The sequence below is a fragment of the Thermomonospora curvata DSM 43183 genome (genome assembly GCF_000024385.1).
GTDB lineage: Bacteria > Actinomycetota > Actinomycetes > Streptosporangiales > Streptosporangiaceae > Thermomonospora > Thermomonospora curvata.
In genome coordinates this window covers 3,712,251-3,734,587 of record NC_013510.1, presented here as the reverse complement: position 1 = coordinate 3,734,587, position 22,337 = coordinate 3,712,251, and the positions used below count along the sequence as shown (strand labels likewise).

The window sequence follows — 22,337 nt, the reverse complement described above, 5'->3', positions numbered from 1 at the left end:
CGGAGTCGGCCAGGTCCGGCAGGCCGGATCCGGTCACTCACCGTCACCTCCCCTCACCGGGGGACCGGCCGGCCGGTCCTTTTCGTACCGCCCCGCCACATGCGGGACAATGCCAGGGTGACCCTCTACCGTGACGAAGGAATCGTGCTGCGCACCCAGAAGCTGGGCGAGGCCGACCGCATCGTCACGGTGCTGACCCGGCGCAGTGGACGGATCCGCGCCGCCGCCAAGGGAGTGCGCCGCACCAGGTCGAAGTTCGGCGCCCGGCTGGAGCCGTTCACCCATGTGGACCTGCAGTTTTATGAGCGGCGCTCGCTGGATCTGATCACCCAGGCCGAGACGCTGCGCCCCTACGGGGAACCTCTGGTCACCGACTATCCCCGCTATACGGCCGGGGTGGCGATGCTGGAGACCGCCGAGAAGCTGACCGCCGAGGAGAAAGAGCCCGCGCTGCGGCAGTTCCTGCTGCTGCTGGGCGGGCTGCGCACCCTGGTGGACCGCTCCCACGACCCCCGGCTGGTGCTGGACGCCTATCTGCTGCGGTCGCTGTCGGTGGCGGGCTGGGCGCCGGCCCTGGACGAGTGCGCCCGCTGCGGCTCCCGGGGGCGGCTGCGGGTGTTCGCCATCGCCGCCGGCGGGGCGCTGTGCGGCGCCTGCCGCCAGCCCGGGGCCGCCACCCCGGCGCCGCAGACGCTGGAGCTGATGGTGGCGCTGCTGCGGGGCGACTGGGAGCGCGCCGACGCCAGCCAGATGCGCCACCGCGTGGAGTGCAGCGGACTGGTGGCCGCCTACCTGCAGTGGCACCTGGAGCACGGGATCCGCTCGCTGCGCCATGTCGAACGAGGGCTCGAAGGAGACACCGCAGGGGTCGATCCCGACCCGGCCGTCATGAACGAGGAGACAACGGTTTGAACAGGGCCGTCCAGCCGCCATATCCCCACCCCAGCGGGGCCCGGCCGCCGGCCATCCCCAAAGAGCTCGTGCCCCGGCACGTGGCCATCGTGATGGACGGCAACGGACGCTGGGCCAAGCAGCGCGGGCTGCCGCGCACCGAGGGGCACAAGATGGGGGAGCACTCCCTCTTCGACGTGATCATGGGCGCGATCGAGCTGGGCATCCCCTACCTGTCGGCCTATGCGTTCTCCACCGAGAACTGGAAGCGCTCCCCGGAGGAGGTGCGCTTCCTGATGGGCTTCAACCGGGATGTGATCCGCCGCCGCCGCGACCAGCTGCATTCGATGGGGGTGCGGGTGCGCTGGGCGGGCCGCAGGCCCCGGCTGTGGCGCAGTGTGATCAAGGAGCTGGAGGAGGCCGAGCGGCTGACCGCCGACAACGACGTGCTGACGCTGCAGTTCTGCGTCAACTACGGCGGGCGGGCCGAGATCACCGACGCCGCCGCCGCCATCGCCCGCGACGTGGCCGCCGGCAAGCTCAACCCCGACAAGATCAACGAGAAGGTGTTCGCCCGCTACCTGTACCGTCCCGAGGTGCCGGAGGTGGACCTGTTCCTGCGGCCCTCGGGGGAGCAGCGCCTGTCCAACTTCCTGCTGTGGCAGTCGGCCTATGCGGAGTTCGTCTTCCAGGACGTGCTGTGGCCCGACTTCGACCGCCGGCACCTGTGGCAGGCCTGCGAGATCTACGCCACCCGCGACCGCCGCTACGGCGGCGCCGAGCCCAACCCGGTACCGGTGAAGACCTCCTGAGCCGGGCCGCGGTGCCCCGGCCTTGCGCGGGCGGGTCAGTCGGCCTTCTCGTCGGTCCTCTCCTCGTCCTTCTTGTCGGCCGTGCCCGCGCAGTCGCCGCAGGTGCCGAAGACCTCGACGGTGTGGGTGATGTCGGTGAAGCCGTACTGGGCGCCGATGGCCTCGGCCCAGCGCTCCACGGCGGGACCGGCGACCTCCACCGTGTGGCCGCACCGGCGGCACACCAGGTGGTGGTGGTGCTCGTCGGTGCGGCAGGCCCGGTAGACCGCCTCGCCGTCGGCGGTGCGCAGCACATCGACCTGGCCGGCCTCGCTCATGGCCTGCAGCGCCCGGTAGACCGTGGTCAGCCCGATCTTGGAGCCGCCGGCGCGCAGGTCGGCGTAGATGTCCTGGGCGCTGCGGAAGCCCTCGCTGCGGGCTAGCATGGCGCGCACCGCGTCCCGGCGGGCACTCGACCTGCTTCGCGTCCCGTCCCGGCGGGCCGTCATCCTCGCACCTCCGCGTCGGCGGTCGCCTCATCAGGGCCGGAAGGCAGTGTACGACGGCGCAGCGCCGGTTCCCCGATCACCCGCCACAGCACCAGCGTCAGGTACACCGCCAGCGCCAGCAGCACGATCGACGGGCCGGGCGGGAGGTCGTACTGGAAGGCGCCGAGCAGCCCCGAGACCGCCGACAGCACGCCGATGCCCATGGCCGCCAGCATGGTGTCGCGGAACCCGCGGGTGAGCTGCTGGGCGGCCGCCACCGGGACCACCATCAGCGCGCTGACCAGCAGCAGCCCGATGGCCCGCATGGCGATCACCACGGTGACCGCGGCGGTCACCGCGATCAGCAGGCTCAGCGCGCGGGCCGGCAGCCCGCTGGCGCGGGCCAGCTCCTCGTCCTGGCACAGCAGGAACAGCTCCCGCCCGAAGAGCACCACCACCGCCAGCACGCCCGCCGCCAGCACGGCCACCAGGTACAGGTCGCGCTCGGTGACGCTGGTGATCGAGCCGAACAGATACGACTGCAGGCCCGCCCCGCCGCCGGCCCGGCTGGTCAGCAGCACCCCGCCGGCCAGCCCGCCGTAGAACAGCAGGGCCAGCGCCACGTCCCCGCCGGTGCGGCTGCGGGCGCGCAGCACCTCGATGGCGGCCGCGCCCAGCACCGAGATCGCCAGCGCGCCCAGCACGGGGGAGGATCCGGTGAGCAGGCCCAGCCCGATGCCGGTCAGCGCGATGTGCCCGATCCCGTCCCCCAGCAGCGCCAGCCGCCGCTGGACGATGAACGTGCCGATCGCCGGGGCGGTCAGCCCGATGAGCACCGCCAGCGCCAGGGCGATGCGCATGAAGTCGTACTGCAGTGGGTTGATCAAGCGGTGTCCCAGATGGTCGGCCGGTCGCGGTGGGCGTGCGGGTGCAGGTGCCGGTGGCCGGGCCGGGCGCACTCGCCCTCGGGCTGCGGCGGCGCGCCGTCGTGGACGATGCGCCCGCCCTCCAGTACCACGGCCCGGCTGATCAGCGGTTCCAGCGGGCCGAGCTCGTGCATCACCAGCACCACCGTGCGGCCCTGGCGGACCAGGTCGCGCAGGGTGTCGGCGAGGGCGGCCTGGCTGGCGGCGTCCACCCCGGCGGTGGGCTCGTCCATGACGAAGGTGTCGGGCTCCCCGGCCAGTGCGCGGGCGATCAGCACCCGCTGCTGCTGGCCGCCCGACAGGTGCTGGGCCGGGCGGTCGGCCACGCCGGCCAGGCCGACCTTCTCCAGCGCCCGCTGCACCGCGGCCCGGTCGGCCGCCGAGGGCAGCAGCCGCAGCCTGGGCCGGCGGGCGATCCGCCCGGAGGCCACCACCTCCCGGACGGTGGCGGGCACCCCGCCGCCCACCTGCAGCCGCTGCGGCACATACCCGATGCGGTGCCAGTCCCGGAAGCGTCCCGGCGGCGAGCCGTAGATCAGCGTCCGGCCGGCCGCCAGCGGCACCAGCCCCAGCAGGGCCCGCACCAGCGTGGACTTGCCCGAGCCGTTGGCGCCCATCACGGCCAGCACCTCGCCGGGCGCCACCTGCAGATCGATGCCGCGCAGCACCTCTCGCCCGTCCAGGCGCACCCGGCCGCCGGTCATCTCAAAGGGCGGGACGGCGATGTCCGGTTTCACGGCGGTCATGGGCATTCCAGTGCGGTGCGCAGGGTCTGCAGGTTTTTGCGCATGAGCGAAAGGTAGTCATCGCCGGATCCCTCGGCCAAACCCTCCACCGGGTCCAGCGTGGCCGTGCGCACCCCGGCCTCGCGGGCCAGCGTCTGGGCGACCTTGGGGCTCACCAGGGTCTCGGTGAACACGGTGGTCACGCCGGTGCGGCGGACCTGGCCGGTCAGCTCGGCCAGCCGTCCGGGCGAGGGCTCGCCGGCGGGGTCGATGCCGGCGATGGGGATCTGCCTGAGGCCGTAGCGGTCGGCCAGGTAGCCGAACGCGGCGTGGGCGGTGACCATGGTCCGCTGCTTGCAGCCGCGCAGGCCGGCCTGGAACTCCTCATCCAGCGCGGTGAGCCGTTCGGCGGTCGCCTCGGCGTTGGCCCGGTAGCCGGCGGCGCCCGCGGGATCGGCCTTGGCGAGCCGTTCGCCCAGCGCGGTGGCGAGGGCCGCCATCCGGCTGGGATCCAGCCACAGGTGGGGGTCGTAGGAGGCCCCCCGCTCGTGATCGTGGTCTCGGTCGTGCTCGTGCCCGTCCGTATCGGGGAGCGGCAGGGTCCGCACGGCGGACGCGGCGTCCAGGGCGCGGTCTGCGGCGCGTTCCCCGACGGCCTTGTCCACGGCCGGCTGCAGGCCCTTGATGTAGACCACCAGGTCGGCCCGGCCGATGTCGGCGATCTGCCGGGGGGTCAGCTCCACATCGTGCGGCTCGGCGCCCGGCCTGGCCAGGGTGCGGACCGTCACCCCCTCACCGCCGACCTGCTCGCTCAGCCAGGCCATGGGGTAGTGACCTGCGACCACTTCGGTGCCGCCGGAGGCGGAGCCGCCGCCGCACGCGGTGGCGGCCAGCAGCGGGACGGCCGCCAAGGCGGCCGACGACAGGACGCGTCGCAGGGGACGGAAGGTGAACACCCCTCAATTGTGGATGAAGATGAAAATGGTTGTCAAAATCACCCAATGATCCGGCGCACCGCGGCCGCCACCAGCACGGCCAGCGCCGCGACCCGCAGCATCCGCCCCCCGAGGCCGAGCACGGGCCAGTTCAGGTAGGCGAACCAGGCCAGCAGCGCCGCCAGCGCCCCCAGCGCCGCCGCCGCGAGCCAGCCGGTGCCTACCATGCCCACCGCCAGCAGGGCCAGGACGGCCAGCAGCGGCATCCAGACCGGCAGCCGGTGCAGGAACACCACGGGCACGGCGCTGCGCCGCTCGATCGTCTCGCGCAGCCCGGATGCACGGGGCTCGCGTCGGATGCTCATTCGGACCTCCCGGATGTGGGGACCTCCGCTGTGTCGCGGAGAGGGGATGCGACACGGTGCCGCATACAGTCGAACACGCCCGGTGACGGGAGCCAAGCGCTTCGGCCCGCCGCGCGGCGGCGCCGGTCGCGGGCGCGTCCTGAGAAGATGTCCGGGTGATCGCGATAACCCGGTACCGCGTGCCCGAGTCCCAGGCCGAGACGTTCGCCGCCGAGCTCGGCGCGATCCTGGACGCGCTGGCCGGCGCGCCGGGATACCGCAGCGGCCGGATCGGCCGCACCGTCGACGACCCCACGCTGTGGGCGCTGATCACCGAGTGGGACGGCGCGGGTCACTACCGGCGCGGCATCGGCCTTCCCCAGGTGCGCATGCGGCTCATCCCGCTGTCGGCGCTGGCCGTCGACGAACCGGGGGCTTACGAGATCATCGCCGCCCGCTGACCGGACGCGGCGCGGCCGCGGTCATACGGCCGGCCCGAGTGCCCTAAGCTGGGAGACCTTGACGGGGCTCGCGGGCCGGGTGACCGCCTGGGGCGGAAGGCCCGCCGCTTCGCCGTTGTTACCGGGGATGAGACCGCTTTGGCCTGATGCCGGGCGTTACCAGACAATCCCGCCGACCGCCAGCCGGATGGAGACTTGACCCATGGCCCGCAGATCCGACGTGATGGACACCATCGTCAGCCTCGCCAAGCGGCGAGGCCTGGTCTACCCGTCGAGTGAGATCTACGGAGGCCTGCGCGCGTCCTGGGACTACGGCCCGCTGGGCGTCGAGCTGAAGAACAACGTCAAGCGCCAGTGGTGGAAGTCCATGGTGCAGTCCCGCGAGGACGTCGTCGGCCTGGACTCGTGCGTGATCCTGGCCCGCGAGGTCTGGGAGGCCAGCGGCCATGTGCAGGCGTTCGTGGACCCGCTGACCGAGTGCACCTCCTGCCACAAGCGCTTCCGCGCCGACCACCTGGAGGAGGCCTACCAGGCCAAGCACGGCCGCCCGCCGGCCGGCGGCCTGGCCGACGTCAACTGCCCCAACTGCGGCACCAAGGGCGCCTTCACCGAGCCGCGGATGTTCAACGGGCTGCTCAAGACCTTCCTGGGCCCGGTGGAGGACGCCTCCGGCCTGGCCTACCTGCGGCCGGAGACCGCGCAGGGCATCTTCATCAACTTCATGAACGTCCAGCAGTCGTCCCGCCGCAAGATCCCCTTCGGCATCGGGCAGATCGGCAAGTCGTTCCGCAACGAGATCACCCCGGGGAACTTCATCTTCCGCACCCGCGAGTTCGAGCAGATGGAGATGGAGTTCTTCGTCGAGCCCGGCACCGACGAGGAGTGGCACCAGTACTGGATCGACCAGCGCCTGCAGTGGTACGTCGACCTGGGCATCCGCAAGGAGAACCTGCGGCTGTATGAGCACCCGGCCGAAAAGCTGTCGCACTACTCCAAGCGCACCGTCGACATCGAGTACCGCTTCGACTTCGTGGGCGCCGAGTGGGGCGAGCTGGAGGGCATCGCCAACCGCACCGACTTCGACCTGTCCACCCACGCCAAGGCCAGCGGCCAGGACCTGTCGTACTTCGACCAGGAAAAGGGCGAGCGGTACATCCCGTACGTCATCGAGCCGGCGGCGGGCGTGGACCGCTGCGTGCTGACGTTCCTGCTGGACGCCTACGCCGAGGACGAGGCGCCCAACGCCAAGGGCAAGCTGGAAAAGCGCACCGTGCTGCGGCTCGACCCGCGCCTGGCCCCGGTCAAGGCCGCGGTGCTGCCGCTGTCGCGCAACGCCGACCTGTCGCCCAAGGCCCGTGACCTGGCCGCCCGGCTGCGCAAGCACTGGAACGTGGAGTTCGACGACGCCGGTGCGATCGGCCGCCGCTACCGCCGCCAGGACGAGATCGGCACCCCGTTCTGCATCACCGTCGACTTCGACACCCTGGAAGACGACGCGGTGACCGTCCGCGAGCGCGACTCCATGAAGCAGGAGCGCATCGCCATCAGCCAGGTGGAGTCGTTCCTGGCCGCCCAGCTGGTGGGCTGCTGACGCCGAGCCGGGGATGAGAACCTGATAGAACGGGAGGCGGGCCGCCTCTCCCTGATTCCGGCAGGGAGAGACGGCCCGCCTGCTATGTGCGACCTTGGTGACCGGTCAGCCGATCAGCTGCCCATCTGCAGCGACTGGCCGGAGGAGGTCGTCAGCTTGTAGGTGGCGCTCACCGTGGCGCTCGAGGGGCACAGGATGCCGCCGGACACCTTGTTGATGGTGGCGCCGCTCACCGAGACCTGGGCCTCGTTGACGCCGGGCACCGGGCGGTTGGGGTTGTTGGGGTTGTAGGCGTTGGCGGTCAGGTTGCCGCCGTAGGTGCAGGTGATGCCCAGGATCAGGGTCGCCTTGGCCCGGAAGTTGGCGATCGTGACGGTGCCGTCCCGGCCGCCGGCCACGGGGTTGTAGGTGGCGTTGCCGCCGGTCCAGGGCAGGTTCTCGGTGGTGATGGCGGAGCTGATGATGCCGGTGCAGTTCCCGCCGCTGTTGCTGAACGAGGCGGAGGTGATGGTCAGGTTGGAGCCGTCGGAGTTGATCGTGCCGTTCATCACCGACTCGTTGCAGGTGGCCGACCCCAGCGAGCTGGTGATGGTGGCGGTGCCGAGCAGCTCGGCCTTGACGCCTCCGCTGTAGGGGGTGCCGGAGGGGTAGACGCTGATGGTGGTGGACGCCGACGCGGGGGGGACCATCATCGCGAGAGCGGCCGCGGCGGCCGCGCCCACAGTGATCACGCGCCTTGCGTGTGCCATGGACTACTCCTTACGTCCAGGGGTGGATGGCGATGTGAAATTAATTCTTGTTTTGCCGGCGGTCAACGGTGAGTCAGGAGTTTTTCAGATGGTCAGAATGTGACACATTCTCATGTTTAATGATCTTCAAAGGTTCGCCCGCCGCCGCCGGAGTCCGGTAGCGTGACCGTGACTGCCGGCCACGGACGGGGGGACGCACCATGAGCGACCGTCGTCACGGGCACGTCCCGGCGGCAGGGGACTCCGGGCGGATCGCCCGCTTCGCGCTGGTCGTCGTGGGCCTGCTGGGCTTCGTCGTCTTCCCCGGCTCCTGGCCGCTGCCGGCCGGGCCCGGCATCGGGATGCGCACCGGCGCGACCCCGGCGCCGCCCGCCCACCAGGCCGTGGGCAGGGGACGGGCCGCCGCCGGCGCGCCGGGCACCGCGGCGACCAAGCCCGCCTCGCCGCAGGCGGAGACGCGGCACGCCATCGCCGCCCCCCACCAAGAGACTTCACCGACGGCCGATCCGGCCCTCCCCGCAAGCGGCGCCTCGCCGCCCGCCCCCGGCCACCGGCAGATCCTCCCGCCCACGCCGCGCGAACCGGCGCCCGCCGGGGCGGAGCCGCCGGTCTTCCGGGGACGCGCGCCCCCGGCCGCCACGGGTCACTGAGGTCCCTGTCCGGCCGGCGGTGAGCGCCCGTGCCCGCCGCCGGCATCGCGCGGCCCGCTGCGCCGGGCCGCCCTTTCCCGTGGAGGTTTTCCCTTGTCCCGCCCCTTGATGTGGCGGGCGCTGCTGGCGCTCGCCATCATCGCCGGATCGATATTCGTCGCGCTGACCCAGCCCGCCAAACTCGGCCTCGACCTGCGCGGCGGCACCCAGATCGTGCTGGAGACCAAAGACGGCCCCAACGTCAAGGCCAACCGGGAGTCCACCGACCGGGCCCTGGAGGTGCTGCGCAAGCGGGTCGACGCGCTCGGCGTGGCCGAGTCCTCCATCACCCGCTCCGGTGAGCGGCGCATCATCGTCGAGCTGCCGGATGTGCAGGACCCCAAGCGGGCCGCCGAGGCGGTCGGCCGCACCGCCCAGCTCACCGCGCACCCGGTGCGCGCCAACGACGGCAAGCCCGACAAAAAGAACGGCGAGCAGATCCTGCCCGATGAGGACGGCCGGCCGATCCTGCTGAAGAAGGCCGCGCTGAGCGGCGCCCAGATCCGCTCCGCCAGCGCCTCCTTCGACCAGCAGAACATGCAGGGCTGGTACATCACCGTCGACTTCCGCGGCGACGGCGGCCGCATCTGGCAGAAGATCACCGCCGAGGCCGCCTGCAAGAGCGACCCCGACGACCGGCGGATCGCCTTCGTCCTGGACGGAAAGGTGATCTCCTCGCCGGTGGTGCAGGAGGACGTGCCCTGCAACGTCGGCATCACCGGCGGCTCCACCCAGATCACCGGACAGTTCAGCGCCCGGGAGGCCAAGGAGCTGGCCGCGCTGATCCAGGGCGGCTCGCTGCCGGTCCCGGTGGAGATCATCGAACAGCGGGTGGTCGGCCCCACCCTGGGCGAGGAGGCCATCCAGGCCAGCTGGCAGGCCGCCGTCATCGGCATCGTGCTCACCGGCCTGTTCATCATCTGGATCTACCGCCTGGTCGGCTTCCTGGCCACGCTCGCGCTGGCCGCCTACGGGGTGATCTCTTACGCCGCGCTGGTGGCGATGGGCGCCACGCTGACCCTGCCCGGCCTGGCCGGTTTCGTGCTCGCCATCGGCATGGCGGTGGACGCCAACGTGCTGGTGTTCGAACGGGCCCGCGAAGAGTATGCGGCGGTGCCGCGCCGGGGCATGCGCCCGGCGCTGGTCATCGGCTTCCAGAAGGCCTGGTCGGCCATCGCCGACTCCAACATCACCACCGTGCTGGCGGCCGGCCTGCTGTTCTTCCTGGCCGCCGGGCCGGTGCGCGGCTTCGGCGTCACGCTGACCATCGGTGTGCTGGCCTCGCTGGTCTCCGCCCTGCTGGTCACGCGCGTGCTGGCCGAGTGGGCGGTGAGCCGGCGGCCGATCGCCAAGCGGCCCGCCCTGACCGGGCTGAGCAAGACCGGGCGGGTCCGCGACTGGCTGGACCGCAAGCAGCCCGACCTGATGCGGCGCAAGACCCTGTGGCTGACCGTCTCCGGGCTCCTGGTCGCCGGCTCGATCGCCGGGATCGTCATCCAGGGCCTGAACTTCGGCGTGGAGTTCACCGGGGGCCGCCAGGTCGTCTACAGCACCAGCCAGCGGATGGACATCAACGACGCCCGGGCCGCGGTGGCCGACGCCGGGTTCCCCCGCGCGGTGGTGCAGACCGCCGGCACCGACGGGGAGGACATCTCCATCCGCACCGAAAAACTCACCAACGCCGAGGTCGACAAGCTGCAGCAGGCGCTGGAGAAGGCCGGCGGCGGCACCGTCACCAAGGAGCGCGACGAGCTGATCGGCCCCAGCCTGGGCAGCGAGCTGCGCAAGAAGGCGCTGATCGCCTTGGGCGTGGCGCTGGCCGCCCAGCTGATCTACCTGGCGGTCCGCTTCCGCTTCACCTTCGGCGCCGCCGCGGTGCTGGCGATGTTCCACGACGTGATCGTCGTCACCGGCGTGTTCGCCTGGCTGGGCAAGCCCATCGACGGGGTGTTCCTGGCCGCGCTGCTGACCATCATCGGTTACTCGGTCAACGACTCGGTGGTGGTCTTCGACCGGATCCGCGAGCTGTGGCGGGCCGCGCCCGAAGAGCGCTTCGCCAAGATCGCCAACCGGGGCGCCCTGCAGACGGTGCCGCGCACCGTCAACACCGGTATGGGCGCGATCTTCATCCTGGCCGCGCTGGCGCTGCTCGGCGGCGACTCGCTGACCGACTTCGCCATCGCGCTGCTGCTGGGCATCGTGGTGGGCACCTACTCCACCGTGTTCACCGCCACCCCGCTGGCGATCGTCTTCCAGGCCCGCAGCAAGACCCCGGCGCCCAAGCCCAAGCTCGCCAAGCGCCCGGTGCGCCAGCCCGGCGACTCCGGCGCGGTCGTGTGAGCCCGCCCGTCCGGGAACCGGGCCGGTTCCCGGACGGAAGACGGTGCGGGGCCGTGCCCGGGCACGGCCCCGCACCATCGATCCACAGGTGTCAGTCCGACTCGCTCTCCAGGGCCGCCACCCGGGAGCGGGCCTGGGCCATCGCCTCGTGGTACTTGGTCTCCCACTGCGGGTCGTCGTCGGCGATGGCGGCGATCGACTGCCGGCCGAACTCCACCGGCCCCCGCCGGCCGTGGGCCACCTTCCGGACGACCACCGTGGTCACGCCGTCGGCGGAGGAGGTGTGCACCTCCCAGCGGGCGGCGGACTCCAGCGCCCGGGGGTCGGCCTCCTCGCCCCGGAACGCGCTGATCACGAGCGTGACGGCCAGCGCGATCACGACCACCACGACCAGCAGTATCAGCAGCCTCATCGGTCCTCCTGCGCGGGCCGGGGTCAGTTGCGGGGCAGCAGCGCCCCGCCCGGGTTACCCGGAGCGTAGACCGTGATGCCCTGCGGCAGCGCCTTCAGCTTCTCGATCTCGGCGCAGGTCGGGCACTTGTTGTACCCGTCCTGGCGGGCCTTGTTGGCCGCCGCCTCCAGCCGGGCCTGCTCCACCTTCGCCTGCGCCTCGCTGACCTGGGCGAAGGCGGCCTGGGCCCGGTCCACCGCCGCCTGCACCCGCTGCGGCAGGGAGACCTTCACCAGGTTGAAGTGGATGTTGATCAGGAAGTCGCCGCCCAGCGTGGTGCGCAGGTCGGCGGCCAGCTGCCGGTTGATGGCGTCCTGGACCTTGGCGATGTTGGCGTTGTTGCTCTGCACCTGCAGGCCGGTGCGCTGCCGCCGGGAAGTAGAACCGGTGTTCTGCACCAGTGCGCAGGAGGAGACCAGCTCGGCGCAGCGGAAGCTGTTGATCTGGCTGCGCAGGTTGTTGTCGATCACCGGCCGGACGATCTGGTTCAAAAACGCCGACCAGCCCTCATCGCCCTCCCAGGCGAAGTAGGTCTTGCCGCCGGGGGCGCGGAACTTGCGGGTGCCGAACTTGTCGTCGAACTTCTTGAGCACCTCGTGGTCGGTGTTGAGGGTGAAGTACAGCGTGCCCTCGATGCCCATGTTGACGCCGTCGCTGCTGGGCACGGTCACCACGTCCACGCCGCCGCCGCGGTCGCCCTCGCCGCGGTTGGCGGTGATGGTGTAGAAGCGCTGCTGGGCGGGGTACTTGTGGACCTTCGACCACCAGCCGGTCCACACCCGGCCCGAGCCGGGGTCGATGACCTGCCGGATGCGGGTGTTGTCGAAGAAGCCGCCGTTGCGCACCACGGCCACCTGCCCGCCGTCGGTCCGCTCGAAGCCGCCCAGCAGCCCGGCCAGGAAGGGCAGGCCCAGGACCAGCAGCACGATGGCCGTCATGATCTTTCCCGCACGGCTCATCCGGGGGAGTGCTCTCATCTGAACGACGCTCCAATCCCCGGCGGGCTCACCCGCCGGGCGGGGAGGATCAGGTCTCGGAATCGTGTATCAGACGCGGAGCGGATGATCTCGGCTCCCCGGGGATGCGAATTCAGATGGCCGAAACCGGTCTCGTCCGGCACGGGTCGGGTGCCGCTCTTCCCTCTGCGTGCCGGACGCTCCAGACGGACGGGACGGCAGACGGCCGCCGCTCGCCCGTGGGGGCGTGAGTTTTCCCACAGGTGTTCCCGCGAGTGGCACGCCCCCACGGGCGGCTAGGCGAACGCGCCGGGCGGGCCCTCGGGACGCTCGGCCTGGATCACGTGCATCACCGCGTTGATCAGCGACAGGTGGGTGAAGGCCTGCGGGAAGTTGCCCAGGTGCCGCCCGGTGTGCGGGTCGATCTCCTCGGCGTACAGCTGCAGCGGGCTGGCGTACGACAGCAGCTTCTCGCACAAACGCTTGGCGCGTTCCAGCTCGCCGATCATCACCAGGGAGCTGACCAGCCAGAACGAGCAGATGGTGAAGGTGCCCTCCGAGGAGGAGAACCCGTCGTCGGTCTCCTCGGGCCGGTACCGCAGCACCAGGTCGTCCTCGGTGAGCTCGTTGGCGATGGCCAGCACCGTCTCGCGCACCCGCTTGTCGTCGGGGGGCAGGAAGCCCAGCAGCGGGATCAGCAGCACCGAGGCGTCCAGCGCCTTGGTGCCGTAGTGGGCGGTAAAGACCCCCCGCTCGTCCAGGGCGTTGGCCAGCACGTCGGCGTGGATCTCATCGGCCGCCTTCTGCCAGCGCTCGGCCAGGTCGTGGCAGCCGCGGATGCGGGCCAGGCGGGCGCCGCGGTCGGCGGCCACCCAGCAGAACACCTTGGAGGAGGTGAAGTGCTGGGGCTTGCCGCGCACCTCCCACATGCCGCAGTCGGGCTTGCGCCAGTTGGCCAGCGCCTCCTCGACCTGCTTGACGATGATCTTCCACAGCCGGTCGTCCAGCCGGTCGCGGCGCCGCACGAACAGGTAGATGGAGCCGATGATGGCGCCCCACACATCGTGCTGGGCCTGGGTGTAGGCGTCGTTGCCGATGCGCACCGGGCGGGCGCCGTCGTAGCCGCTCAGGTGGTCCAGGGTGGTCTCCGGCAGCTCCTCCCGGCCGTCCACCCCGTACATGATCTGCAGCCGGCCGTCGGCGGCCTCGGCCACGTCGGTGATGAAGTAGAAGAAGTCGTTGGCCTCCCAGTCGAAGCCGAGGGTGTAGAAGGCCCACAGCGCCATCGTGGAGTCGCGGATCCACGTGTAGCGGTAGTCCCAGTTGCGCTCGCCCTTGGGGGTCTCCGGCAGGGAGGTGGTGGCGGCCGCGGCCACCGCGCCGGTGGGGGCGAACGTCAGGCCCTTGAGGGTGAGGGCGCTGCGCTGCAGGTGGCTGCGCCAGGGGTGGTCGGGGAACTTGCCGCGGTCCAGCCAGTGCTGCCAGTGGTGCACCGTCCACACCAGCCGCTCGTGCGCCTCGGCGTAGGTGTGCGGCGGCTCGTGCTCGCTCCACGACAGCGCCACGAAGCGGGTGTCGCCCTGCTTGAGCAGGGTGCGCCCGGTGGCCAGCGACCCTTCGAAGCCGACGTTCATGTCGGTGGTCAGCCGCAGGGTCAGCCCGTTGCCGTGGCAGGCCGCCTCGTGGTAGCCGTCGCCGGTGTGCTCCCAGCGGGCCGGGACGCGCCCGTAGTCGAACACCGGCATGCAGTCCAGGCGCACCTGGACCTGGCCGTTGACGCAGCGGACCATGCGCAGCAGCACGTGGTCGGCGTCGTAGTCGGTGGGCGCCCGGCGGTGGGTCTTGGAACGCTCCGTCTCGTGGTGCCAGGGGCCCATGAGCAGCGCGTCGGTCACCACCAGCCACCCGCCGTGGGTCCACCAGGTGGTCTCCATCACCATGGTGCCCGGGATGTAGCGCTGGGCCGCGGGCACCTCGACCCCGGCCGGGCCGACCCGGAAGTACCCGGCGTCCCGGTCCAGGATCGACCCGAAGACGCTGGGGGAGTCCATCCTCGGCAGGCACATCCACTCGACGTTCCCGCTCGGTGCGATCAGCGCGGTCGTCTCGCAGTCCGAGAGGAAACCGTAGTCGGCTATGGGGGCGAACGGCTCTCCCGCTCTGCCGCCGGCGACCGTCGGTCTCACAGCCTTACCTCCTGTATCCGTCCATCCGCACGGCCCGGAACACACCCGGGCCCGGCGGCCTGCCTGTGACAGGTGTCTGGAATGTCCGATTGGAATAGACCACTAAAGGGGATTTGACCTGCGCAAACACAGAGTGAGCGCAGGGGTGCCGAACGGAGTTCGACGTTGTGGGTACAGTCCCCGCACAAGCGTGGAATCGGAGCGTGAAGGAGCTCCTCGTGCCGAAGTACGTATACGACTTCACTGAGGGCAACAAGGATCTCAAGGACCTGTTGGGGGGCAAAGGCGCAAATCTGGCGGAGATGACCAACCTCGGGCTTCCGGTGCCCCCGGGGTTCACCATCACCACCGAGGCCTGCCGCCACTACCTGCGGCACGGGACCGTGCCGGAGGGACTGCGCGAAGAGGTCGACGCTCACCTGGCCGCGCTGGAGCAGAAGATGGGCAGGCGGCTCGGGCAGCCCGACAACCCGCTGCTGGTCAGCGTGCGGTCGGGGGCCAAGTTCAGCATGCCCGGCATGATGGAGACCGTCCTGAACATCGGCCTCAACGACGAGTCGGTGAAGGGGCTGGCCGCGGTCGCCGGCGGGGACGCCGCCGCCGAGCGCTTCGCCTGGGACTCCTACCGCCGGCTGGTGCAGATGTTCGGCAAGACGGTATTGGGCATCGACGGCGAGCTGTTCGAAGAGGCCCTGGAAGAGCGCAAGCGGGCCAAGGGCAGCGACAGCGACCTGGCCCTGGACGCCGAAGATTTCAAGGCGCTGGTCGGCACCTTCAAGCAGATCGTGCGCGAGCACGCAGGCCGGGAGTTCCCCACCGATCCACGCGAGCAGATGGACCTGGCCATCAAGGCCGTCTTCGATTCCTGGAACGCCGACCGGGCCGTCCTGTACCGCCGTCAGGAGCGCATCCCCGCCGACCTCGGCACCGCCGTGAACGTGTGCACCATGGTCTTCGGCAACCTGGGCATGGACTCGGGCACCGGCGTGGCCTTCACCCGCGACCCGGCCACCGGCCACCAGGGCGTCTACGGCGACTACCTGCAGAACGCCCAGGGCGAGGACGTGGTCGCCGGCATCCGCAACACCGTCCCGCTCTCGGAGCTGGAGAAGATCGACAAGCGGTCCTACGACGAGCTTCTGGCCATCATGGCCAAGCTCGAGAACCACTACCGGGACCTGTGCGACATCGAGTTCACCATCGAGCGCGGCAAGCTGTGGATGCTGCAGACCCGCGTGGGCAAGCGCACCGCCGCCGCGGCCTTCCGCATCGCCACCCAGCTGGTCGACCAGGGGCTGATCACCCAGGACGAGGCGGTCGCCCGCGTCACCGGCGCCCAGCTGGCCCAGCTGATGTTCCCGCGCTTCGATGAGAAGGCCGACCGGCAGCAGATCGCCAAGGGCATGAACGCCTCGCCCGGCGCCGCCGTCGGCAAGGCGGTCTTCTCCAGCGAGAAGGCCGTGGAGCTGGCCGGCAAGGGCGAGCCGGTCATCTTGGTGCGCCGCGAGACCAACCCCGACGACCTGGCGGGCATGGTCGCCGCCGAGGGCATCCTCACCTCCCGCGGCGGCAAGACCTCCCACGCCGCCGTGGTCGCCCGCGGCATGGGCAAGACCTGCGTGTGCGGCGCCGAGGAACTGGACGTGGACGTGCGGGCCCGCCGCTTCACCGCCCCCGGCGGCGTGGTGGTCAGCGAAGGGGACCTCATCTCCATCGACGGCTCCACCGGCGCGGTCTACCTGGGCCGGGTGCCGGTGGTGAACTCCCCGGTGGTGGACTACTTCGAAGGCAAGCTCTCGGCCGCCGAGGGCGATGAGCTGGTCCAGGCCGTGGACCGGATCATGACCTGGGCCGACGCCAAGCGCCGGCTGCAGGTGCGGGCCAACGCCGACACCCCCGAGGACGCCGCCCGCGCCCGCCGCTTCGGCGCCCAGGGCATCGGGCTGTGCCGCACCGAGCACATGTTCCTGGGCGAGCGCCGCCAGCTGGTGGAGAACCTGGTGCTGGCCGAGACCGACCAGGAGCGGCAGGAGGCGCTGGATGCGCTGGAGCCCCTGCAGCGACAGGACTTCATCGGCCTTTTCGAGGCGATGGACGGCCTCCCGGTCACCATCCGGCTGATCGACCCCCCGCTGCACGAGTTCCTTCCTGATCTGACGGAGCTTTCAGTGCGGGTCGCGGTCGCCGGGGACGACGCCACGCCCAAGGACCGCCGGCTGCTGGAGGCCGTCCGGCGGTTGCACGAGCAGAACCCTATGCTCGGACTGCGCGGCGTGCGGCTGGGTTTGGTTATTCCCGGACTTTTCGCCATGCAGGTGCGAGCGATCGCCGAGGCCGCCGCCGAGTGCCGCAAGGCGGGCGGCGACCCGCGCCCGGAGATCATGATCCCACTGGTGGGCGCCGTCCAGGAGCTGGAGGCCGTCCGCGAGGAGGCCCTGGGCATCCTGGAGCAGGTCAAGCAGTCCACCGGGGTGGACGTGCCCGCCATGATCGGCACCATGATCGAGCTGCCCAGGGCCGCGCTGACCGCCGGGCAGATCGCCGAGGCCGCGGAGTTCTTCTCCTTCGGCACCAACGACCTGACCCAGACTACCTGGGGCTTCTCCCGCGACGACGTGGAGTCGGCGTTCTTCGGCCGCTACCTGGAGCTGGGCATCTTCGGCGTCTCGCCGTTCGAGACGCTGGACCGCGACGGCGTCGGCCGGCTGATCCGCATCGCCGCCGAGGAGGGCCGCCGCACCCGGCCCGGCATCAAGCTGGGCATCTGCGGTGAGCACGGCGGAGACCCCGACTCGGTGCACTTCTGCCACGAGGTCGGGCTGGACTACGTCTCCTGCTCGCCGTTCCGGATCCCGGTGGCCCGGCTGGAGGCGGGCCGGGCCGCCGTCGCGGCGGAGGGCTCCGACAGCCGATGACGGCCGGCGGGAGGGCGCGCCGGCGGCGCGCCCTCCCGCGCCGTGCACGGAAATACCCCGCAAAACGCGGGAAAACGGCTCGAACTCGCGGCGTTCGGCAGGCCGTCTAACCTAGCGTGGTTGGCACGATGACGTTGGAAGCTGAACTGCCCGGGACCGGCGAGGCCGAGCCGTCGCAGGGGGAGAGCCGCGACCCTGCGCCCCGGGGCGGTGCGCGGCGGCAGTGGCTGCTGTGGACCGTGGCGGTGCTGCTGGGAATCCTGGCGGTCGTGGTGCTGACCCCGCTGACCGTGGGCTGGCGGGTGTGGTACCAGGCCCGCCAGGACGAGACCCCCAAGTCGGACGCGATCGTGGTGCTGGGCGCCGCCCAGTACAACGGCGTCCCCTCGCCCACGCTGCGCTGGCGGCTGGAGCACGCCGTCAAGCTGTACCGCCGGGGCGTGGCCCCGGCGATCGTGACCGTCGGCGGCAAGCAGCCCGGCGACAACTACACCGAGGCCGACGCCGGGCGCAACTGGCTGATCAAGGAGCGGCAGGTGCCGGCCGACAAGGTGGTGGCGGTGCCGGTCGGCAGCGACACCCTGGAGAGCATGCAGGCGGTCGGCGCCAAGTTCCGGGAGCTCAAGTGGCACTCGGCGGTGCTGGTCACCGACCCCTGGCACGGGCTGCGCTCCAAGAAGATGGCCCAGGACCAGGGCATCAAGGCCGCCGCCTCGCCGACCCGCAGCGGCCCCAGCGTGCAGACCCGCGACACCCAGTTCCACTACATCGTCCGGGAGACCGGCGGCTACCTGTCGTATGTGCTGTTCGGCCGCAGCGTCCGCTCCCCCTCTGAGCTGCGGCCCTCCTTCTCGCCGCGCTGACGCCTCGGCGGCGCGCATTCACCGGACCGTCCTCGGCGCGGCGTACCCTGGGAGCCCGCGATCAGAGTGGAATAATAAAGTCTTTTCGGCACGTGCCATCAGGTACCGGGACGGGAGCCTTCGCGGGCGACGCCGCAGAACCTCGTCCCCGCTCGTAAGGCGCCCGTCCCGTGGGGATGCCATGGGGAGAAGGACCCGGCGAACAGAAAGGACAGATGGGGAGCTATTCCGAAGCAGACCGGGCGCGGTGGGTGCCCGAGCAGCCCAAGCGCCGTGACCGCACCGCCTTCGAACGGGACCGGGCGCGGGTGCTGCATAGCGCGGCGCTGCGCCGGCTGGCCGCCAAGACCCAGGTGGCCGACCCCGGCTCCGACGACTTTTTGCGCACCCGGCTGACGCACTCGCTGGAGTGCGCCCAGGTGGGCCGGGAGCTGGGCAAGTCGCTGGGCTGCGACCCCGACCTGGTGGAGACCGCCTGCCTGGCGCACGACATCGGCCACCCGCCCTTCGGCCACAACGGCGAGTCCGCCCTGAACACGGTGGCCGAACGCTGCGGCGGATTCGAGGGCAACGCCCAGAGCCTGCGCATCCTGACCCGGCTGGAACCCAAGTCGTTCGCCCCCGACGGCCGCAGCGTCGGCCTCAACCTGACCAGGGCCTCGCTGGACGCGGTGATGAAATACCCCTGGCGCCGGCAGGACGCGCCCACCGGGGCGCCGTCGGGCGGCTCGGGCGCACCGTATGGGATCTACGACGACGACATCGAGGTGGCGGCCTGGGTCCGCCAAGGGGCGCCCAAGGACCGGCTGTGCCTGGAGGCCCAGGTCATGGACTGGGCCGACGATGTGGCCTACTCCGTGCACGACCTGGAGGACGCCCTGGTCGTCGGCCATGTGGACTTCGCCCGCCTGGCCGACCCCACCGAGCGCCGCGCGGTGGCCGAGACGGCCGCCAAGCTCTACTGCCCCGGCACCGACCTGACCGAGCTGGAGGAGGTCTTCGCCGAGCTGCTGGCCGAGCCGTACTGGCCGGACCACTTCGACGGCACGCTGCGCACCCTGGCCGCCCTCAAGAACCTCACCAGCACGCTGATCGGCCGCTTCTGCCTGGCGGCCGAGGACGCCACCCGGCGGCGTTATGGCCCCGGCCCGCTGACCCGCTACGACGCCGACCTGGTCGTCCCCCGCCGGCAGCGCCTGGAATGCGCGCTGCTGAAGGGGGTGACCGCGCACTATGTGTGGATCAGCCACGAGGCCAACCGCGCCCGGCAGCGCGAACTGATCCTGGAGCTGGCCGATTGGATGCTGGCCGGCGCCCCCGGCACCCTGGAACCGCAATTCCGGGTCGCCTGGCACCGGGCGCCCGACGACGCCGCCCGGCTGCGGGTGGTGGTCGACCAGATCGCCTCGCTGACCGACACCTCCGCCGTGGCGTTCCACGCCCGCCTGCGCGCCGCCCGCCGGCCCGCCGGTGCCTGATCGCACAACGGCGGCGCCGAAGATCTGTTAGATCTACCCAAAGTGTCCCGGTGGCTCTAATCTGTGGCCCACCTTGGGGGAGTGCATTTCCGACCTTTTCGCCATCGCCGTTGCCGCAGTGTCGTGCTTTCGGACGGCGAGGCCGGTCGGGCGCTCCCTGCCGCGGGCTCGCTGGGCCTGGTTGAAAAAGGTTCGGTTGTGGTGAGGAGTGCGAGGGGCTCTGGTGGCGGATCCGGTGGCGTGGCGGGCTGAGGTCGACGGCACCGTCATCCGGCTGACGGTGGCCGACGATGTGGTGTACGCCGGATGCGGGCCGCAGATCTATGCGTTCGACGCGGCGACCGGCGAGGAGATGTGGCGCATCGACACCGGCACGCCGGGGCCGTTCCGGGTGGCCGACGGCACCGTCTACGCCACCGGCGGCGGCCATGTGCGGGCCGTGGACGCCTACACGGGGGTCGAGCGCTGGCGGTTCCGCGGGGCCATCCCGGTGCGCCCGGCGGTGGCGGGCGGCCGGGTGCTGGTCATCGGCGACGCCCCCCGCTGGGGCCGCACCCTGCATGTGCTCAGCGCCCGCAACGGCGCCGAGAAGTGGCGGATGGAGGCCGACCCGAAGCTGTCGGCCCCGCTGACCGACGGCGACCTGGTCTTCGTGGGCTGCGCCGACGGGGCGCTGCTGGCGCTGCGCGCCCGCAACGGCCGGGAGCGCTGGCGGATCGACCCCTACCAGTGGCATCCCGAGTGGCCCGAGCACGGCGGCCCGATCGAGCTGCTGGGACTGTCCGACGGGGTGCTGTATGTGGCCGGGCTGCCCTTCGACCCGCCGCCGCTGGGCTTCGTGGCCGGCGTGGACGTGCGCACCGGCCGGGAGCTGTGGCAGACCGTGGCCGGCTACGACCCCGGCGGCGGACGCCCCGACGAGGGCGACCCCCCGGCCGCCGTGGTGCCCGGCGGGGTGTGCGTGGGCGAGCCGGGGACGCTGACCTACCTGTCGGCCGCTGAGGGCCGGGCCCGCCAGTACCGCTTCACCGAGCCCACCCGCTGCTCACCGCCGGCGATGATCGGCGGGCTGGTCTGCGCCGGCACCGCCGGGCAGCTCATCGACGCCTTCGACGCCGCCACCGGGCGCCGGGTGTGGGTGGTCAAGGACGTGCTGCGGCCGGAGGGGTCCGGGCCGCCGCCGGTGGCGGTGTGCCGGGGCAGGCTGCTGGTCGGCGGGCACCGCCGCATCTACCACATCGACCCCCGCACCGGCGCCACGATTCCCGCCTGAACCGCCCGCCCGGCCCCGCAGGGGTTGGCGTAGGTTCGTCGGGTGGCGAGCAAGACGGTCGCGCGGCGCTGGAACGCCCGCGCCGCGGTCACCGCGGCCTTCTTGGTGCACGGCCTGATCAGCGCGGTCTGGCTGGCCCGGATACCGCAGATCAAGCAGGCGCTCGGGCTGGATGAGGCGTCCTTGGGCGTGGCGCTGCTGGGCACCCCGGTCGGGGTGGTGCTCGGGGTCCGCTGCACCGGGCGGATCGTCGCCCGGTGGGGGAGCCGGCCGGTGGTCCGGGTGGCCGGGGTGGCGGCGGCGCTGGCGCTGGCGCCGGTGGGACTGGCCGCAGGCCCGGGGACGCTGATGGCCGCGCTGGCGGTGCTGGGCGCGGCGCTGGGCGTGCTGGACGTGGCGATGAACGCCCAGGGCGTGGCGGTGGAACGGCGGTGGCGGCGTCCGCTGATGTCGGGGCTGCACGGAGCCTGGAGCATCGGCTCGCTCGCCGGTGCGCTCCTGGGGGCCGGTGCCGCCCATCTGCAGGTTCCGGTGCGGCTCCACCTGGCCGTGGCCGCCGCCCTGCTGACGGCGGTGGCGGCGGTGGGAACCCGCGGGCTGCTGGGGGCGTCCGCCGAAGCGCCGCCCGGTGCGCGAAAGAGCGGGGAGGGCGCATCGCCTCGTCCGGTCCGGGGCGTCCTGCTGATGCTCGGTGTGGTCGGCCTGTGCTCGTTCTTGGGCGAGGGGGCCATGGCCGACTGGAGCGCCGTCTACCTCAATGAGACGCTCGGCGCCGGTGCGGGCGTCGCCGGGCTGGGCTATGCGGGCTGCGCGGTGGCGATGGCGGCGGCGCGGCTGGCCGGCGACCGGGTCGTCGCGGCCTTCGGCCCGGTCCGGGTGCTGCGCGCCGGCGGGCTGCTGGCCGCCGGCGCGCTGGGCGGCGGGCTGCTGGCGGGCACGCCGCCGGCCGCGCTGGCCGCGTTCACGCTGTACGGGCTGGGCGTCGCGGTGGTGGCGCCGGTCACCTTCAGCGCGGCGGGCAACCTGCCGGGCGTGCCGGCGGCGACCGGGATCTCCTGGGTGACCTCCATCGGCTACACCGGTTTCGTGGCCGGGCCTCCCCTCATCGGCCTGGTGGCCCAAGGGGTCGGCCTGGCCTGGGCGCTGGCCGTCCCGGTGGGGCTGGCCTTGGTGATCGCGTTGCTGGCCGGGGTGACCGCAACCGCCCAAAGCTGAACTTTTCGTCAGAAAAATAACCTTTTGGCATCCGGCGTGCGGGTCGGGATCGGGAAAGATCGTCTGTTCC

General features: G+C 71.7%; 20 protein-coding genes. 11 read left to right on the top strand and 9 right to left on the bottom strand.

Features of this window, described 5'->3' with window-relative positions; all coding sequences use genetic code 11:
- Window positions 1-117 precede the first annotated feature (117 nt).
- Both recO and TCUR_RS15920 read left to right on the top strand, forming a co-directional pair.
- Window positions 118-912: a DNA repair protein RecO gene (recO, locus tag TCUR_RS15925; RefSeq protein WP_052305528.1), complete on the top strand. Its 795-nt coding sequence runs from the start codon at window positions 118-120 to the stop codon at window positions 910-912.
- Window positions 909-1,703, top strand: a complete 795-nt coding sequence (locus tag TCUR_RS15920; protein WP_012853554.1) for an isoprenyl transferase — start codon at window positions 909-911, stop codon at window positions 1,701-1,703. Before recO ends, TCUR_RS15920 begins: the two co-directional genes overlap by 4 nt.
- A gap of 35 nt (window positions 1,704-1,738) precedes the next feature.
- Here the strand turns inward: TCUR_RS15920 and TCUR_RS15915 are convergent, their stop codons facing one another.
- From TCUR_RS15915 to TCUR_RS15895, 5 genes are read right to left on the bottom strand one after another with little or no spacing between them, the layout of a single operon-like run.
- Window positions 1,739-2,191 (bottom strand): Fur family transcriptional regulator, encoded by a 453-nt coding sequence (locus TCUR_RS15915; RefSeq protein WP_012853553.1) that lies wholly within the window; start codon window positions 2,189-2,191, stop codon window positions 1,739-1,741.
- On the bottom strand, window positions 2,188-3,057 hold the full coding sequence (locus tag TCUR_RS15910) for a metal ABC transporter permease (protein ID WP_012853552.1): 870 nt from the start codon (window positions 3,055-3,057) through the stop codon (window positions 2,188-2,190). The genes TCUR_RS15915 and TCUR_RS15910 overlap by 4 nt, the downstream gene beginning before the upstream one ends.
- Window positions 3,054-3,842 (bottom strand): metal ABC transporter ATP-binding protein, encoded by a 789-nt coding sequence (locus TCUR_RS15905; protein ID WP_012853551.1) that lies wholly within the window; start codon window positions 3,840-3,842, stop codon window positions 3,054-3,056. Before TCUR_RS15905 ends, TCUR_RS15910 begins: the two co-directional genes overlap by 4 nt.
- Window positions 3,839-4,777, bottom strand: a complete 939-nt coding sequence (locus TCUR_RS15900; protein WP_012853550.1) for a metal ABC transporter substrate-binding protein — start codon at window positions 4,775-4,777, stop codon at window positions 3,839-3,841. The genes TCUR_RS15905 and TCUR_RS15900 overlap by 4 nt, the downstream gene beginning before the upstream one ends.
- Before the next feature lie 38 nt (window positions 4,778-4,815).
- Window positions 4,816-5,121 (bottom strand): DUF6703 family protein, encoded by a 306-nt coding sequence (locus TCUR_RS15895; protein WP_012853549.1) that lies wholly within the window; start codon window positions 5,119-5,121, stop codon window positions 4,816-4,818.
- A 155-nt stretch (window positions 5,122-5,276) separates the two neighbouring features.
- Here TCUR_RS15895 and TCUR_RS15890 point away from each other — a divergent pair, with 155 nt between their 5' ends.
- On the top strand, window positions 5,277-5,561 hold the full coding sequence (locus TCUR_RS15890; RefSeq protein WP_012853548.1) for an antibiotic biosynthesis monooxygenase family protein: 285 nt from the start codon (window positions 5,277-5,279) through the stop codon (window positions 5,559-5,561).
- A gap of 202 nt (window positions 5,562-5,763) precedes the next feature.
- Window positions 5,764-7,152: a glycine--tRNA ligase gene (locus TCUR_RS15885; protein WP_012853547.1), complete on the top strand. Its 1,389-nt coding sequence runs from the start codon at window positions 5,764-5,766 to the stop codon at window positions 7,150-7,152.
- Window positions 7,153-7,265: 113 nt separating this feature from the next.
- Here the strand turns inward: TCUR_RS15885 and TCUR_RS15880 are convergent, their stop codons facing one another.
- A complete protein-coding gene (locus tag TCUR_RS15880; protein WP_012853546.1) occupies window positions 7,266-7,901 on the bottom strand; it encodes a hypothetical protein in 636 nt (211 codons plus the stop codon).
- Between the two features lie 200 nt (window positions 7,902-8,101).
- Between TCUR_RS15880 and TCUR_RS15875 the strand changes: the two genes are divergently transcribed.
- Window positions 8,102-8,551, top strand: a complete 450-nt coding sequence (locus TCUR_RS15875; protein ID WP_012853545.1) for a hypothetical protein — start codon at window positions 8,102-8,104, stop codon at window positions 8,549-8,551.
- A gap of 93 nt (window positions 8,552-8,644) precedes the next feature.
- Entirely contained in the window at window positions 8,645-10,930 is a 2,286-nt protein-coding gene (gene secD / locus TCUR_RS15870; RefSeq protein ID WP_012853544.1) for a protein translocase subunit SecD, read from the top strand.
- 91 nt (window positions 10,931-11,021) lie between these two features.
- Here secD and TCUR_RS15865 read toward each other — a convergent pair whose 3' ends face one another.
- The 3 genes from TCUR_RS15865 to TCUR_RS15855 all read right to left on the bottom strand — a co-directional run bounded on the left by TCUR_RS15865 (window position 11,022) and on the right by TCUR_RS15855 (window position 14,523).
- Window positions 11,022-11,342, bottom strand: coding sequence for a hypothetical protein (locus TCUR_RS15865; RefSeq protein ID WP_012853543.1), 321 nt, complete (start codon window positions 11,340-11,342; stop codon window positions 11,022-11,024).
- Between the two features lie 23 nt (window positions 11,343-11,365).
- The gene (locus tag TCUR_RS15860) at window positions 11,366-12,319 is read right to left on the bottom strand and encodes an SPFH domain-containing protein (protein WP_148233272.1); all 954 of its coding nucleotides are present in this window, start codon (window positions 12,317-12,319) and stop codon (window positions 11,366-11,368) included.
- A gap of 314 nt (window positions 12,320-12,633) precedes the next feature.
- Window positions 12,634-14,523: a glycoside hydrolase family 15 protein gene (locus tag TCUR_RS15855; protein WP_012853541.1), complete on the bottom strand. Its 1,890-nt coding sequence runs from the start codon at window positions 14,521-14,523 to the stop codon at window positions 12,634-12,636.
- A gap of 218 nt (window positions 14,524-14,741) precedes the next feature.
- Here TCUR_RS15855 and ppdK point away from each other — a divergent pair, with 218 nt between their 5' ends.
- From ppdK to TCUR_RS15830, 5 genes are all read left to right on the top strand, one after another.
- Window positions 14,742-17,438, top strand: a complete 2,697-nt coding sequence (gene ppdK / locus TCUR_RS15850; protein WP_012853540.1) for a pyruvate, phosphate dikinase — start codon at window positions 14,742-14,744, stop codon at window positions 17,436-17,438.
- A gap of 128 nt (window positions 17,439-17,566) precedes the next feature.
- The gene (locus tag TCUR_RS15845; RefSeq protein ID WP_012853539.1) at window positions 17,567-18,301 is read left to right on the top strand and encodes a YdcF family protein; all 735 of its coding nucleotides are present in this window, start codon (window positions 17,567-17,569) and stop codon (window positions 18,299-18,301) included.
- Between the two features lie 215 nt (window positions 18,302-18,516).
- Window positions 18,517-19,779: a deoxyguanosinetriphosphate triphosphohydrolase gene (locus tag TCUR_RS15840; protein WP_012853538.1), complete on the top strand. Its 1,263-nt coding sequence runs from the start codon at window positions 18,517-18,519 to the stop codon at window positions 19,777-19,779.
- A gap of 223 nt (window positions 19,780-20,002) precedes the next feature.
- The gene (locus TCUR_RS15835) at window positions 20,003-21,052 is read left to right on the top strand and encodes an outer membrane protein assembly factor BamB family protein (protein WP_012853537.1); all 1,050 of its coding nucleotides are present in this window, start codon (window positions 20,003-20,005) and stop codon (window positions 21,050-21,052) included.
- A gap of 42 nt (window positions 21,053-21,094) precedes the next feature.
- Entirely contained in the window at window positions 21,095-22,267 is a 1,173-nt protein-coding gene (locus TCUR_RS15830; RefSeq protein ID WP_012853536.1) for an MFS transporter, read from the top strand.
- Window positions 22,268-22,337: the final 70 nt, after the last annotated feature.